The 14,226-nt window shown below is 61.5% G+C and carries 11 protein-coding genes; 1 reads left to right on the top strand and 10 read right to left on the bottom strand.

Going from position 1 to position 14,226, the window contains the following annotated elements; translation table 11 throughout:
• Positions 1-2: 2 nt before the first annotated feature.
• From AC1DJO_RS01175 to dnaG, 10 genes are all read right to left on the bottom strand, one after another.
• Positions 3-800: an AraC family transcriptional regulator gene (locus tag AC1DJO_RS01175; RefSeq protein WP_477968545.1), complete on the bottom strand. Its 798-nt coding sequence runs from the start codon at positions 798-800 to the stop codon at positions 3-5.
• A 63-nt stretch (positions 801-863) separates the two neighbouring features.
• Positions 864-1,025, bottom strand: coding sequence for a hypothetical protein (locus AC1DJO_RS01170; protein WP_477968543.1), 162 nt, complete (start codon positions 1,023-1,025; stop codon positions 864-866).
• 74 nt (positions 1,026-1,099) lie between these two features.
• The gene (locus AC1DJO_RS01165) at positions 1,100-2,374 is read right to left on the bottom strand and encodes a DUF930 domain-containing protein (RefSeq protein ID WP_477968541.1); all 1,275 of its coding nucleotides are present in this window, start codon (positions 2,372-2,374) and stop codon (positions 1,100-1,102) included.
• 97 nt (positions 2,375-2,471) lie between these two features.
• Complete coding sequence (locus AC1DJO_RS01160) at positions 2,472-3,182, bottom strand: DUF930 domain-containing protein (RefSeq protein ID WP_477968539.1); 711 nt, start codon at positions 3,180-3,182, stop codon at positions 2,472-2,474.
• A gap of 187 nt (positions 3,183-3,369) precedes the next feature.
• Positions 3,370-5,427, bottom strand: a complete 2,058-nt coding sequence (gene rpoD / locus AC1DJO_RS01155; protein WP_112386334.1) for an RNA polymerase sigma factor RpoD — start codon at positions 5,425-5,427, stop codon at positions 3,370-3,372.
• A 459-nt stretch (positions 5,428-5,886) separates the two neighbouring features.
• Positions 5,887-6,234 (bottom strand): GFA family protein, encoded by a 348-nt coding sequence (locus AC1DJO_RS01150; RefSeq protein ID WP_112537815.1) that lies wholly within the window; start codon positions 6,232-6,234, stop codon positions 5,887-5,889.
• A 17-nt stretch (positions 6,235-6,251) separates the two neighbouring features.
• A complete protein-coding gene (gene tdh, locus AC1DJO_RS01145) occupies positions 6,252-7,289 on the bottom strand; it encodes an L-threonine 3-dehydrogenase (protein ID WP_477968537.1) in 1,038 nt (345 codons plus the stop codon).
• A 198-nt stretch (positions 7,290-7,487) separates the two neighbouring features.
• Positions 7,488-8,675 carry a glycine C-acetyltransferase gene (locus tag AC1DJO_RS01140; protein ID WP_477968535.1) on the bottom strand — a complete coding sequence of 396 codons (1,188 nt, stop codon included), beginning with the start codon at positions 8,673-8,675 and terminating at the stop codon, positions 7,488-7,490.
• Positions 8,676-8,810: 135 nt separating this feature from the next.
• A complete protein-coding gene (gene recQ / locus AC1DJO_RS01135; protein ID WP_477968533.1) occupies positions 8,811-10,667 on the bottom strand; it encodes a DNA helicase RecQ in 1,857 nt (618 codons plus the stop codon).
• Entirely contained in the window at positions 10,667-12,667 is a 2,001-nt protein-coding gene (gene dnaG, locus AC1DJO_RS01130) for a DNA primase (RefSeq protein ID WP_477968531.1), read from the bottom strand. The genes recQ and dnaG overlap by 1 nt, the downstream gene beginning before the upstream one ends.
• A 688-nt stretch (positions 12,668-13,355) precedes the next feature.
• Between dnaG and AC1DJO_RS01125 the strand changes: the two genes are divergently transcribed.
• Positions 13,356-14,213: a hypothetical protein gene (locus AC1DJO_RS01125; protein WP_477940235.1), complete on the top strand. Its 858-nt coding sequence runs from the start codon at positions 13,356-13,358 to the stop codon at positions 14,211-14,213.
• Positions 14,214-14,226 lie beyond the last annotated feature (13 nt).

Here is a 14,226-nt window from a genome sequence, read left to right as displayed (position 1 = left end):
GATCAGGAAGCGCCGCGGGCATAGATGCCGGGAGAGAGCCCGTAGCGCGCCGTAAAGGCCCGCGTCATATGGCTCTGATCGGCAAAGCCGCTGGCCGCCGCCACCTCGGCAAGCGGCATCTTCCGGCCGATCAACCGCCTCGCCAGATGCACCCGCGCCTGAACCAGATAGGCATGCGGCGTGAGACCGGTGGCGCGGCTGAAGGCCCGCACCAGCTGAAAGCGGCTGAGCCCGCTTTCCCGCGCCAGTTCGGCAAGCGAGACCGGTGCTGCCGGATCGTCATCGATCAGCGACCGGGCGCGGCCGACAGAAGCAGGAACAGGCGCGGCATCCGCTGTCTGGCGCCCCTCGCGCAGAATATCGGCCGTCGGCGTCACCAGAAGTTCGTCTGAGCGCAGCGGCTCCCCGCTGCCGGTGACGGCCGAAAACAGCGCCAGGAAGCGCTGGGCCATCCGGTTGTCGCGAAGCACGGGATGCGGAATTTCGCAGCGCCGCGATCCACTCTCGGCCGCTTCCATGGCGAGATCGCCGAAGACGCCGGGATCGAAATAGAGGATACGCCACGCCCTGCCCTCGCCGAGCGGCATGCCGTCGTGCACTTCATTGGGATTGACGGTGATGATATCGCCCGCCTCGGCCTCGACCATGCCGCGGCCACTCAGCGATTTCTGGGCGCCGCGATGGATCAGCCCGATCCCGAACTGCTCATGCGTATGGCGCGCGAAACTCTGCCGGCTCACCGCCTCGACAGCGTCGATACCTGATACCGCCGAGCGGTACATTCTGAATCCGCCATCCATGCTGCACTCTCCGCAATAGCCAAGAGTGCCAGCCGCCGGATGGCGGCACAAGGCGTCAAGCGATCAATGGACCGTCTGCGGGCCAATTTCCTGGGAAAGGATCTGCAGCGCATCTTCAAGGGCTGCGACAAGGATATCGGTCAGTTCGTCCGACTTGTTTTCGATAAAAGCCAGAGCCACGGCTTCATCTTGGGATTCGAGGAAGTGCTCGACATCGTTCGACATATCATCGTCCTTTCATTCACCGGAACATCGGCGATGACGGGAGAATACGGGGGCTTTCTTGCGCAAGGCTGGCGCTATTCCGGAAAGCGGCGGCTGCGCCATTCGCTGCGCGGCACCGCATTGCCGACATCGAGCGCAAAGGACACGACTTCGGTCGCGGCGTCATTGACCTCGCAACGGAACCGCACGTCATACCAGGTCTCGGCCGTCCGGAAGGCGCCGCGTTTCACGTCGAGAACGGTACCCTTCGCCAACGCGTACATCGGCACGATGACAGGACGATAGGCGGGCGATCCGTGAACCAGCTGCTCGCGCAGCTCGGTGCTGCAGAGCTGCGCAGCGCGGCGGCCACGCGGAATACCGTTCATTGCCGTACGCGCCACCTGATCGCCGTCGTCATCCTGCGAAAACAACGTCTTTGCTTCGGCAAGACCGTCCTTCGGCGCATCCGGCTTCGCGGCGTCTACGGGCTTTTCGACAGGCTTTGCCTGTTCGATGCTGGTCATCGCCGTGCCCGAAGCATCGATCTCAGGGCCGTTGTTCTCCGAATGCGCGTCGGCAATATCCACCTGCGGCAGATCGATGTCGTCGGGCACCGGCTTGGCGGGCGGCTCCTTGGCGCCATCGGGCTTGTCACCGGCATCGGCCTTGGGCTTCGGTTCGCCCGCGGCATCCTCATGGCTCGGCGCGCTGGTGGCCGGCTTGGCTTCGCCTTCGGCGCTATTGCCGGTATCGGACTTCTTCGGGCCGCTATCCTTGTCGCCGAACTGGAAGACCGGCCGAAGCACAGGCATGGGTGAACCCTGCCCCTGCTTGCCTTCAGCCTGCTTGTTTGCGGCGTCCTGCTCGGCCTTCGGCGGTTCGGCTTTCGGCTCCTCAGCCTTCTTCTCTTCCGGCGGAGGCGGCGGAGGAGGAGGTGGTGGCGGTGGCGGCTCCTGCTTTGCCTGCTCTTCCGGCTTCTTCTCTTCCGGAGGCGGCGGTGGGGGCTCTTCCTTCTTGACCTGCTCCTCGGCCTTCTTTTCCTCAGGCGGAGGGGGCGGCGGCGGTTCCTGCTTCGCCTCCTCCTGCGGTTTTTTCTCTTCCGGTGGCGGCGGAGGTGGCGGCTCTTCCTTCTTCGCCTGCTCTTCCGGCTTCTTCTCCTCGGGCTTCGGCGGCTCGGGTTTCGGTTCTTCCTTCTTCTCCTCCGGCGGCGGCACCATTTCGACCTGGACGGCCTCTTCCTGCTGCGGCTCAGGCTGCGGCGTCGGAAGTTTCACCAGAAGCACGGCAGCGACCAGCACATGCAGCGCAACCGATGCCGCCACACCCCAACTGATCCCTGCCAAATGCTTCTTCGTGAGTTTCTGCATTGCACCTAAAACCGCTTGATGCCGATGTGGCGTCAAAAGCAGGCAGCATCAAGCCGCAAAACGGAAAGATGCATGATTTCCAGCGAATATGGCGGGGTTAGTCGGCCGGGCCGTCGTCGGCCACGAGATTGTGATCCCGCCAGAGGTTGCGCGGAATGGGATCGCCGGCGGCAAAGGCAAACGAGCGTACCGCACCGGAAGCCATGTCGACCTCGCAGCGGAAGCGGATCGCGTACCACATCCTGCCGCTGCGGAACGCGCCGCCTTCGACATCGATGCTGCCGCCCCTGATCTTTTCCGGTGTCATGGCATAGGGCGCGATTGCATCGGGGCTGATACCCGGCCGCGACCGGCGCAGCTGTTCCATCGCCTCGAGCCCGCAAAGCTGTAGATTGCGTTCGTCACCGGAGAGCTGGCGCAGCGCCGCCTTGGCCTTTCTGCTGCGGGGATCGCTGAGCGCCCGGCCAGAGAACAGCTGGGTCGCTTGCACCAGCGCATCGGCAGGCGGATCGATCTTGATCACTGGCGGCTGTAGCGGCTTGAAGACCGGAACGGCGGGTGAAGGCTCTGCGGGAACTTTACCCGCTTCGGCTTGCTGCGGAACAGGATCAGCGCGGCGTTCGGAAGGCACATCCGCGGGCGGCGCCGGGACGATATCGACGCTGACGCTATCCTCGCCGGATGCATTGAAAATTGCAGGCTTCGGCAGATAGATGAGCAGCAAGGCGATGAACAGCGCGTGCACCAGCAGGGAAGCCGGAGCGCCCCAGTTGATACCCGCCTCTGGCTGTCGCCCGGCCCACGCCATTGGTCATCCTGCCACTATGTTTGGATGCGACGTGATCGTCATGCACTGCGGCCCGTTGCTTGCTGGAACGCCAGCCATCCTCTGCCGAATTGTGGCATGACGGCGGCAGGCAAACGCCTTAGTTGCACTCCGCCCCAAAGAAAAGCCCGGCACATGGCCGGGCTTCGTATGTCGTGGTGTCGTCCGCTTAGCTGTCGAGGAACGAGCGCAGCTTGCGCGAGCGGCTCGGGTGCTTGAGCTTGCGCAGCGCCTTCGCTTCGATCTGGCGGATACGTTCGCGGGTAACCGAGAACTGCTGGCCGACTTCTTCGAGCGTGTGGTCGGTGTTCATGCCGATGCCGAAGCGCATGCGAAGAACACGTTCTTCGCGCGGCGTCAGCGATGCCAGAACGCGGGTCGTCGTCTCGCGCAGGTTCGCCTGGATGGCGGCATCGATCGGCAGAAGCGCGTTCTTGTCCTCGATGAAATCGCCGAGATGCGAATCCTCTTCGTCACCCACAGGGGTTTCGAGCGAGATCGGTTCCTTGGCGATCTTCAGGACCTTGCGGACCTTTTCGAGCGGCATGGCAAGCTTTTCAGCCAGTTCTTCCGGCGTCGGCTCGCGGCCGATTTCGTGCAGCATCTGGCGCGAGGTACGAACGATCTTGTTGATCGTTTCGATCATGTGCACCGGAATACGGATCGTGCGGGCCTGGTCGGCGATCGAGCGGGTGATCGCCTGACGAATCCACCACGTCGCATAGGTCGAGAACTTGTAACCGCGGCGGTATTCGAACTTGTCGACCGCCTTCATCAGGCCGATATTGCCTTCCTGAATGAGGTCGAGGAACTGCAGGCCGCGGTTCGTGTACTTCTTGGCGATGGAGATGACGAGGCGAAGGTTCGCTTCGACCATTTCCTTCTTGGCGATACGCGCTTCACGCTCGCCCTTCTGCACCATATGCACGATACGGCGGAATTCCGAGATCGAGATGCCGGTTTCGGTCGCCAGATTCTGGATTTCCTGGCGGATGTCGCGGATCGTCGTGTTTTCGCCCTTGGCGAATTCCTTCCAGCCGCGGGCAGCCAGATTTGCGATCGACTTCATCCAGTTCGGGTCGAGCTCGGCACCCTGGTACTGTTCCAGGAAGCTATCGCGCTTGACGCCGTAGGATTCGGCCAGACGCAGCAGACGGCCTTCGTTCTGAACGAGGCGCTTGTTGATATCGTAAAGCTGCTCGACCAGAGCCTCGATGCGGTTCTGGTTCAAGGACAGCGACTTGACGGCCTTGATCAGCTCGTCCTTGAGCTCCTTGTAGCGGCGCTCCTGGGCCGACGAAAGCGTACCGGTCGCAGCAAGGCGCTGTTCGACCTGCTGGTCCTGCAGCTTGCGCAGCTTCTTGTAGGTCTCGGCGATCAGGTCGAGAGTTTCCATGACCTGCGGGCGCAGCTCGGCTTCCATCGCGGCCAGCGAAAGGTTGGACTCGTCTTCGTCCTCTTCCTCTTCTTCGATCGGCATGCCTTCGCCGCCGACATCGGTGATGTCGTCGTCGCCGGTGCGGGCGCGGCGGGTCTTTTCCTTCTCTTCGGCAGCCTTGCGGTCCGCCTCGATCTTTTCAGGGCTCTGGAACTGCGGCGCGGCCTTGGCTTCCGGACCCGAATAGGTCGTTTCGAGATCGATGATCTCGCGCAGCAGCGTCGTGCCTTCGTTCAGTTCGTCGCGCCAGATGATGATGGCCTGGAAGGTCAGCGGGCTCTCGCAGAGACCAGCGATCATCGTTTCGCGGCCGGCCTCGATGCGCTTGGCGATGGCGATTTCGCCTTCGCGCGACAGAAGCTCGACGGAACCCATTTCGCGCAGATACATGCGCACCGGATCGTCGGTACGATCGGTCGGTTCCTTCTTCTTCGCCGTCGCAAGCGCGGTGCCGCTCGAAGGCGCGAGTTCGCCGCCTTCGTTGTCGTCATCGCTGCCGCTGTCGTCGTCGTCGCTGTTGCCGCCGCCCTGGGCTTCTTCAGCTTCTTCGTCTTCGATCACGTTGATGCCCATGTCAGAGAGCATCGACATCGTGTCTTCGATCTGTTCGGACGTCACTTCTTCGGACGGAAGAACGGCATTAAGCTCGTCCATCGTCACATAGCCGCGCTTTTTCGCGGCCTTGATCATCTTCTTGACCGCGTCATCGGAAAGATCGAGAAGAGGGCCGTCGGTTGCGCCGTCGCGTTCGACTTCCGCTTCTTCGTTCTCTTTGACCTTCGTTGCCATTTATGTCGTCGCCTTCCTGACGCTATTCAAACTCGCTGGTGATGGCCGCTACGAGACTGCGTGCAACCGCCGGTCTCGAATCACCAATTACCCACCTAACGGGATGACCTTTAAAGCCTGATTAACCACGATTGCCGGCGCCGGATGACAGAGCTTCAATGCTTCTAAATTTCCGGCCATGGTTTGTGCGATCCGCCTTGACCCAAGTTCACCGCTTTAAGTCGAACGGTGATTCCCACAATTTTTCATCTCGTCAAGCTTTTCCACAAAAAAAGCTGCCGAAAACACGGAAAATGCCTTATCCACAGGCTGACGAACCGCTTAAGCGATTGCCAGCCTTAGATAGGATGTCACCAGTGAAAGACAAGGGCGTAAAGCTCTCGTCCCCTCTTATCCGAGTCAATGGCGGTTTTATAGTGGCATTTGCGGCCCCATGTCTTGACGCCGCAGTATAGGCCGCTACCGCGACGCCCCATCAAAGGGATTGATCTTCAATGCCCCGATATCGACCGCCGGAATGCAGCGCAGGTTGATCGCCGCCATTGCCGTTCCATCCGGCGCGGTCGCCTCGCTATACGGCGCAATACCGCAATCGGCACAGAAATTGTGCCGGATTGCGTGGCTCTTGAACGTATAGGTCGACACCTTCTCGCGCGGCGTCTTCAGCTCGAACTGGGTCATCGGCACGAAACCGAGCAAGCCGCCGCGCTTGCGGCAGAAGCTGCAATTGCAATCCAGTGCCTCGGCGAATTCTCCCTCGACCTCGAAGGCGACGTTACCGCAGTGACAGCTTCCCTCGTATTTCATGCCGTTTTCCTCCTCGTTTACAGCCAGTCCATGACCACCTTGCCGGAATTGCCCGAGCGCATCGCCTCGAAGCCATCGCGGAACTCACCGATCTTGATGCGATGGGTGATGACAGGCGCAAGATTCAAGCCGCCCTGGACGAAAGCGATCATCTTGTACCAGGTCTCGAACATCTCGCGGCCGTAGATGCCCTTGAGGTTCAGCATCTTGAAGATCACCTTGTTCCAGTCGATCTCGAAACCGGCCGGCGCAATGCCGAGGATGGCGATCTTGCCGCCATTGTTCATCTTGTCGATCATGTCGCGGAACGCGGGTGCCGCACCCGACATTTCAAGCCCGACATCGAAGCCCTCGGTCATGCCGATCGACTTCATCACGTCGGCCAGGTTTTCCTTGGAAGCATCGACCACATAGTCGATCCCGAGCTTGCGGGCGAGATCCAGGCGGTTCGGATTGATGTCGGTGATCACGACCTTGCGGGCGCCGGAGCGCTTGGCAACCAGCGCGCCCATGATGCCGATCGGCCCCGCACCGGTGACGAGCACGTCTTCGCCGACGAGATCGAAGGACAGCGCGGTGTGAACGGCATTGCCGAACGGATCGAAGATCGCCGCGATCTCATCCGGAATATCATCCGGGATCGGCACGACATTGGCTTCCGGAATGCAGACGAACTCGCCGAACGAGCCCGGGCGGTTGACGCCGACGCCGAGCGTGTTGCGGCAGAGATGCCCACGGCCGGCACGGCAGTTGCGGCACTTGCCGCAGACGATATGTCCCTCGCCGGAGACACGCTCGCCGACATGGTATTTGGTGACCGCAGAACCGATCTCGGTGATCTCGCCGCAGAATTCGTGACCGACGACCATCGGCACCGGAATGGTCTTCTGCGCCCACTGGTCCCAGTTCCAGATATGCACGTCGGTGCCGCAAATCGCCGACTTCTTCACGCGGATCAGCACGTCGTTCGGGCCGACCTCGGGAACAGGGACGTTCTCCATCCAGAGCCCGACCTCCGCCTTCGACTTCACCAACGCCTTCATCATGTTCGACATAATTTTCTTCCTTCGATTGGCGCCCGGCCTCACCGTCCCTTCTCCCCAGCGGGGAGAAGGTGCCCGAAGGGCGGATGAGGGGGCTGCCCCCGTAAACATCAACTGCTCTTCGCTTACGCTCCGAGCCTCGCTTCGCTCGCCCCCTCATCTGTCCTGACGGACATCTTCTCCCCGTGGGGGAGAAGAGGGAGACCGCACCTAGATAACCCCAAGCTCCCTGCCCGCTTCGGCGAATACGGCAATCGCTCGCTCGACATCGGCTCTCGAATGCGCCGCCGACATCTGCGTGCGGATACGGGCCTGGCCCTTCGGCACGACCGGGAAGGAGAAGCCGACCACATAGACGCCCTTCTTCAGCATCAGCGCCGCCATATCCTGCGCCAGCTTGGCGTCGCCGAGCATCACAGGAATGATCGCATGCCCCTCGCCCGCCAGCGTGAAGCCGAGCTTGGTCATTTCGGTGCGGAACAGCGTGGCGTTGGCCGAGAGCTTTTCGCGCAGGCCATCGCCGTTCTCGATCAGGTCGAAGACCTTCAGCGATGCAGCGGCAATGACCGGGGCCAGCGTGTTCGAGAACAGATAAGGGCGCGAGCGCTGGCGCAGCCAGTCGATGACCTCGGCCTTGCCGGACGTGTAGCCGCCCGAAGCACCGCCCAGCGCCTTGCCGAGCGTTCCGGTGATGATATCGATCCGGCCCTCGACGCCGCAATATTCGGGCGAACCGCGGCCGTTCTTGCCGACGAAACCGACCGCATGGCTGTCATCGACCATGACCATCGCACCGTATTTATCGGCGAGATCGCACACGCCCTGCAGATTGGCGATGATGCCGTCCATCGAGAAGACGCCGTCGGTGGCGATCATCTTGAAGCGGCTGCCCTCGGCCTTCTTCAGCTCTTCTTCTAGCGCTGCCATGTCGTTGTTGGCATAGCGGAAGCGCTTGGCCTTGGAGAGGCGCACGCCGTCGATGATCGAGGCATGGTTCAGCGCATCCGAAATGATCGCATCCTCTTCGCCGAGCAGCGTCTCGAAGAGACCGCCATTGGCATCGAAGCAGGACGAATAGAGGATCGTGTCTTCCATGCCGAGAAAGGAGGAGATGCGCGCCTCGAGCTGCTTGTGCTCTTCCTGCGTCCCGCAGATGAAGCGCACCGATGCCATGCCGTAGCCGTACCGGTCGAGTGCCTGCTTGCCGGCTTCGGCAAGCTCCTCGTTGTCGGCGAGGCCAAGGTAATTGTTGGCACAGAAGTTGAGGACGCGGTCGCCGGAAGCAACGGCGATCTCCCCCGCCTGCTTCGAGGTGATGACACGCTCGGACTTGTAAAGCCCTGCTTCCTTGAGGGACGCGAGCTCGGTGGTGAGGTGTGAAAGAAATGCTTTTGTCATTGTAAACGCCATAATCCCCAAAAATTCCTCCGATGGGCGCTGCAATTAGCACAAAGCAAGTGCAGATGTCGCCGATCCGGTACGAAATATTTTCGAGGGCAGGCATTTTCGCGCACGATGCCGGTGGGTCGTGGTTCAGTCGTCGTGACTGAGGATCACGTCCAGGAAGGCGTCGCCGTAGCGCTCGAGCTTCGATTGGCCGACGCCTGATATGTCGAGCAGTTCCTTGCGGCTGCGCGGCCGTTCGGTGGCGAAGGCTATCAGCGTCGTGTCGGGGAAGACGACATAGGGCGGCACGCCGAGCGATTTGGCAATCGACGTGCGCTCGGCCCGGAGTGCCTCGAACAGCAGCCCGTCGGCGCCCGACAATCCGGCATGGCGGTTGGTCCGCTCGGCCTTCCGGGCGCTGCGCCCGGCGACTGCCCGATCCTTGCGGAAAAACACCTGCCGCTCATGCTTGAAGACGGCGCGCGCCTCCGCTTCCAGCTTCATCGCCCCATAGGCGTCGTGGTCGATACGGATCAGGCCCATGGCGAGCAGCTGGCGGAAGATCGATTGCCAGGTCTTCGCGGCGATATCTTTCCCTGCACCAAAGACCGGCATCGTCGTGTGGCCGAAACGTTCGGTCTTCTCGTTGGCATTGCCGAGCAGCACGTCGATGACATGACCGGTGCCGAAGCGTTCGCCGGTCCGGTAGACGGCGGCCAGCGCCTTGATCGCCGCCTCCGTTCCATCCCAGGTCTCGACCGGCTTGGTGCAGGTATCGCAGCTGCCGCAGCCGCCCGCATGCGCCTCGCCGAAATGCGCCAGGATGGCCTGGCGGCGGCAGGAGGCAGTCTCGCAGATGGCGAGCAGCGCATTCAGCTTGCCGCGCTCGATGCGTTTGATCTCATCGGCGGCATTGCCCTCGTCGATCATCCGCCGCCGCTGGATGACATCGGCCATCCCGTAGGCCATCCAGACTTCGGAGGGCAGCCCGTCGCGCCCGGCGCGTCCGGTCTCCTGATAATAGGCCTCGACCGAGCCCGGCAGATCGAGATGCGCCACATAGCGCACATTCGGCTTGTCGATCCCCATGCCGAAGGCAACGGTGGCGACAAGGCAGAGCTCGTCTTCCTTGAGGAAGGCATCCTGATTGGCATCGCGCATCGCCCGGTCCATGCCGGCGTGATAGGCAAGCGCCCGGATCCCCTGCGTATTCAGCCACTCCGCCGTGTCCTCCACCTTGGCGCGCGACAGGCAATAGACGATGCCGCTATTGCCCTTGTGTCCGGACAGGAACCGCAGCAGCTGCTGGCGCGGCTGATCGCGCTCGACGATTTCATAGGCGATGTTCGGCCGGTCGAAGCTGGTGGTAAAGACTTCTGCGCCTTCGAGCCTCAGGCGCTCTATGATGTCCTCGCGCGTATGCGGATCGGCAGTGGCTGTCAGCGCGATGCGCGGCACGCCGGGATAGTGCTCGGAAAGCCTGCCGAGCTCGCGATATTCGGGCCGGAAATCATGTCCCCACTGGGAGACACAATGGGCCTCATCAATCGCAAACAGCGCGATCCTGGCATCGCCGATGATGTCGCGGAAACCATCCATCAGGATCCGCTCGGGCGTCACATAGAGCAGATCCAGCGTGCCCGATGAAATGCCCCGGCGGATCTCGACATATTCGTCGCGGCTGATCGAGGAGTTGAGTGCTGCAGCACGGATGCCGAGCTGCTTCATCGCCTCCACCTGATCGCGCATCAGCGCAATCAGCGGCGAAACGACAATGCCGATGCCATCGCGGCAGAGCGCCGGGATCTGGAAACAAAGCGATTTTCCGGCGCCCGTCGGAAACAGCACCACGGCATCGCCGCCAGAGGCGACATGCTCGACCACCGCCTGCTGCTTGCCGCGAAAGGCCGGAAAGCCATAGACGCGCTTCAAGATGTCGAGCGGCGCCTTGCCATTGCCGAACAGCGCGCCACCCGCCGAAAATGCCTTGTCACCGCCGTCCATCAATGGCTCGCCGCGCCCTTGACCCGGCCGGACAGCACGCCGAAGCCGTCGATGATCGCTTCCTGGTTTTCAAGCCGCAAACCTTCGAAATGCACTTCCTGCAAGGCCCGCATCAGCTGATCGATGATCTCGGCATTGCCCTCTTCCGTCGCCTCGGCGATTTCGCGCTCGAGCTCGATCTTCTGCCAGCGCAGCGCCTTGGCGCGCTTGTGGAAGGCCAGCGCTTGACGGTAGCCCTCGCGCGCATCCTCCATCGCCGCCTCCTCGGTGGCGGTCCAGAGCCGCGCGTTGCGCACCTGCTGATCGAGCCCCTTGAGCAGACCGCCAAAGTCCTGGCGCTCCAGCTCCTCGAATAGATACTCGCGCGTCAGATGCGGACTGGCGACCATAGCCGCCGCCCCCAGCATCGCCGACCACAGGCGCTGCAGATCGCGGTTGTCATATTCGATGGCGGCGATTTCGTCGTAGTCGTCCTGCATCAGCGCCGGATGATTGATGACGGTCAGTGCCAGCACGCTTTCGCGCAGCGCCGGAATTTCCTGGTGGCCGCGCACCAGACCGGATCGCGTCAACCGCTCTGAGACCAGATTGACAGTCCGGGCACCGCCCGCCTGCGGGCGGCCCTGACCATCCTTTCCGCGGAAATTGCCGCCACCGCCATTGCCGCGTTCGAAATTGCGGCGGTCGCCGCCCCTGTTCTGAAACTGCGGCTGGAAGAACCGGTTCAGGCGGTCGCGGATATCCTGCTGGTAGTGGCGGCGGACGTTCTCGTCGCCGATGACAGCCACCATCTGCTTCAGCCGTGCTTCGAGTTCGGCGCGCGCCTCCGGCGTATCGAAATTGCCGCCACCGGCTTCCCGGCCCCAGAGCATTTCCGCCAGCGGCTTCGCCTGGCTCATCACCTTGTCGAAGGGCGCGCGACCTTCGTTGCGCACGAGATCGTCAGGATCCTTGCCATCCGGCAGCAGCGCGAAGCGCACGGTGCGTCCCGGCTTCAGATGCGGCAGGGCCAGATCGGCCGCGCGATTGGCAGCACGGATACCGGCGCCGTCGCCATCGAAGCAGAGCACCGGCTGCGACGTCATCTTCCAGAGCAGGTCGAGCTGGTTTTCGGTGAGCGCGGTGCCGAGCGGCGCCACGGCATTTTCGATTCCCGCCTGATGCAGCGCAATCACGTCCATATAGCCTTCGACGGCAATCACCGTCGGCTCGCCATCGGCTCCTTGCAGCGAACGGCGGGCACGGGCGAAATTGTAGAGAACCTGCCCCTTGTGGAAGAGCTCGGTCTCGTTCGAATTCAGATATTTCGCCGGCGCATCCGGCGACATGGCGCGGCCGCCGAAGGCGATCACCTTTTCCCGCGACGAGAGGATCGGAAACATGATGCGATCGCGGAACCGGTCGTAGCTGACGGGAATGTCGGATCCATGCACCACGAGACCGCAGGCCTCGATCTGCTCCTTGCCCACGCCCTTGCCCGACAGAAATTCCTTCAGCGCGTTGCGGCTGTCTGGCGCGAAACCGAGCCTGAACGTCTCGATCGTCCGTCCCGTCAGACCGCGGTCGCGCAGATAGGCGCGCGCACGGGCGCCATTGGCGGTCTGCAGCTGATCCTGGAAGAACTGCGTCGCAAGCTCCATGACGTCGAGCAGCGACGTCCGTTCCTTCTCGCGCTTCTCCATCACCGGGTCGGCGACCGGCATCGGCACGCCCGCCATATCGGCGATCTGCTGCACCGCTTCTGGAAAGCTCAAGCCTTCCAGCTCGGTCAGGAACCGGAAATGATCGCCCGTGACGCCGCAGCCGAAGCAGTGGTAGCGGCCCTTGCGATCCTCGCAGTGAAAGCTCGGCGATTTCTCGCCATGGAACGGGCAGCAGGCCCAGTAATCCCCGCGCGGCACATTGGTCTTGCGCTTGTCCCAGCTGACACGGCGGCCGATCACGTCCGAAATCTGGACGCGGTCGCGTATGTCATCGAGAAAGGAATTGGAAAAGCGCATCAGGACCTCGTGGCTGAGCGATCATATAAGCAGGTTTCCCCCCCGCCGCCACGAACTTCGAGGGAATTACGCGCTATTCACAGGCTTTCGCGCGCCGCTGACCTCTGAAAATCAACAATCAATAAAGCGTGACGCCCTGCGGCAGGAGGGTGCGACAATTGTGCACGCAGGGCCGCTGTCACGCCAGTTTTCAAGCATTTCCAAAAACATATGAAAATATTGATGTTTTCATTATTTCAATGACTTGTTTCTATCTGCGGCGGTAAAAACGCCTGATGGGAAGCGTGCTAATGAAAAGCCTTGGCGGGCATTCAGACTATCCACAACCCAATTATTATATTTTTGTAATTTGAATACTCCGCTGCGGCGCAATACCGTCTTCTCATCAAAGCGATCCCCGAGCGAGGCACCATCCCTACCCCCGGCGCCGCCTCGCAAGGGTGCCTTTGCAAATACACCGCCAGTGTGGGCCTAGCCCAGCGTCGCTGTCGGCAGCAAAGAGCAAGAAGGCAGGAGCGCCCCCAGCTCCTGCCTTCTTTAATTTCAGGCACAGCTGTCCCGGATTTTTGCAATTTAACCTTGCCGGTTAACTCACCTAACCATTTTTGGGACACTCCGTTCAAAACGGACATTGACTCGGGACGCTGAGAAGGCAAATGGAATAGCCGTCGCCTTGCCGAGTTCCCAGATGTCTTTGACCGCCGAAACACTTGCTATAGACGATCGCTTTTTTGGAGCAGTACTGATCTGCGCCAACGAGATGCTGACGATCTATAAGGAAAGCCCGAGAATCGCCTCCATTTTTGCTGCGCAGCAACGATGGCTGATGGCGCATTCAGGCTTTGCATTGCATTACGGATTGCCTGGCGAGGAGAAAAAAGGCCTGTATTCCGGGCGTTTCGTGGATTTCGTCGTCAGCAACAAGATCGCCAGCCGCAACACGGCCGCCGCCTTCCTCCAGGAAATGCTCGTCTACCGTTTCCTGCGCCCCTCAAGCGGCCAGGCCGACCGGCGCACGCGCCTCGTCGAGCCGACGGAGACTGCCGAGCAGCACTTCTTCAAGTGGCTGCAGACACATCTTTTCATTCTCGACAACCTGGACGGTGGCAAGCGCGCCGAAAAGCTCAGCACCGAGCCGGCGCTCATTGCCAAAATTCAACCCTTGATTGCTCAAGCTATCATCGCCACCAAGGCGGTGCGCGATCCCGGCGCCACCTACAATCTCTTCAACTGGGCAAATTCCGGCGGTCTTGTCATGGACTATCTGATGTCCCGCCTGCCGGCATTCGATGGCGCGGCCGAACGGATATCCATTGGCCCGGTATCGCTCAGCGATTTGCGAACCCAGTTCATGATTTCCAACACTCATCTGAAGCGCCTTCTCAGCCAGGCGGCGGAGATGGGAAGCGTCGGCTGGGACGAGCCGCCGCGCAAGGGCGACCTGTGGCTTTCGCGCGGCTTCATTCTTGAATACCGCGATTACCAGGCGGCCAAGTTCGCGGTCGTCGATGCGGCGGCCGAGACTGTGCTCGGCCGCGCCATCTGATTTACATCACTGA

The organism is Rhizobium sp. 05N430 (assembly GCF_056396985.1).
This window is presented reverse-complemented; position numbering and strand designations above follow the sequence as displayed.

Bases quoted from the DNA above. Each gene is read 5' to 3' on its own strand.
- AC1DJO_RS01175 (WP_477968545.1), bottom strand. From the start codon at position 800: ATGGATGGCGGATTCAGAATGTACCGCTCGGCGGTATCAGGTATCGAC.
- AC1DJO_RS01170 (WP_477968543.1), bottom strand. From the start codon at position 1,025: ATGTCGAACGATGTCGAGCACTTCCTCGAATCCCAAGATGAAGCCGTG.
- AC1DJO_RS01165 (WP_477968541.1), bottom strand. From the start codon at position 2,374: ATGCAGAAACTCACGAAGAAGCATTTGGCAGGGATCAGTTGGGGTGTG.
- AC1DJO_RS01160 (WP_477968539.1), bottom strand. From the start codon at position 3,182: ATGGCGTGGGCCGGGCGACAGCCAGAGGCGGGTATCAACTGGGGCGCT.
- rpoD (WP_112386334.1), bottom strand. From the start codon at position 5,427: ATGGCAACGAAGGTCAAAGAGAACGAAGAAGCGGAAGTCGAACGCGAC.
- AC1DJO_RS01150 (WP_112537815.1), bottom strand. From the start codon at position 6,234: ATGAAATACGAGGGAAGCTGTCACTGCGGTAACGTCGCCTTCGAGGTC.
- tdh (WP_477968537.1), bottom strand. From the start codon at position 7,289: ATGTCGAACATGATGAAGGCGTTGGTGAAGTCGAAGGCGGAGGTCGGG.
- AC1DJO_RS01140 (WP_477968535.1), bottom strand. From the start codon at position 8,675: ATGACAAAAGCATTTCTTTCACACCTCACCACCGAGCTCGCGTCCCTC.
- recQ (WP_477968533.1), bottom strand. From the start codon at position 10,667: ATGGACGGCGGTGACAAGGCATTTTCGGCGGGTGGCGCGCTGTTCGGC.
- dnaG (WP_477968531.1), bottom strand. From the start codon at position 12,667: ATGCGCTTTTCCAATTCCTTTCTCGATGACATACGCGACCGCGTCCAG.
- AC1DJO_RS01125 (WP_477940235.1), top strand. From the start codon at position 13,356: ATGTCTTTGACCGCCGAAACACTTGCTATAGACGATCGCTTTTTTGGA.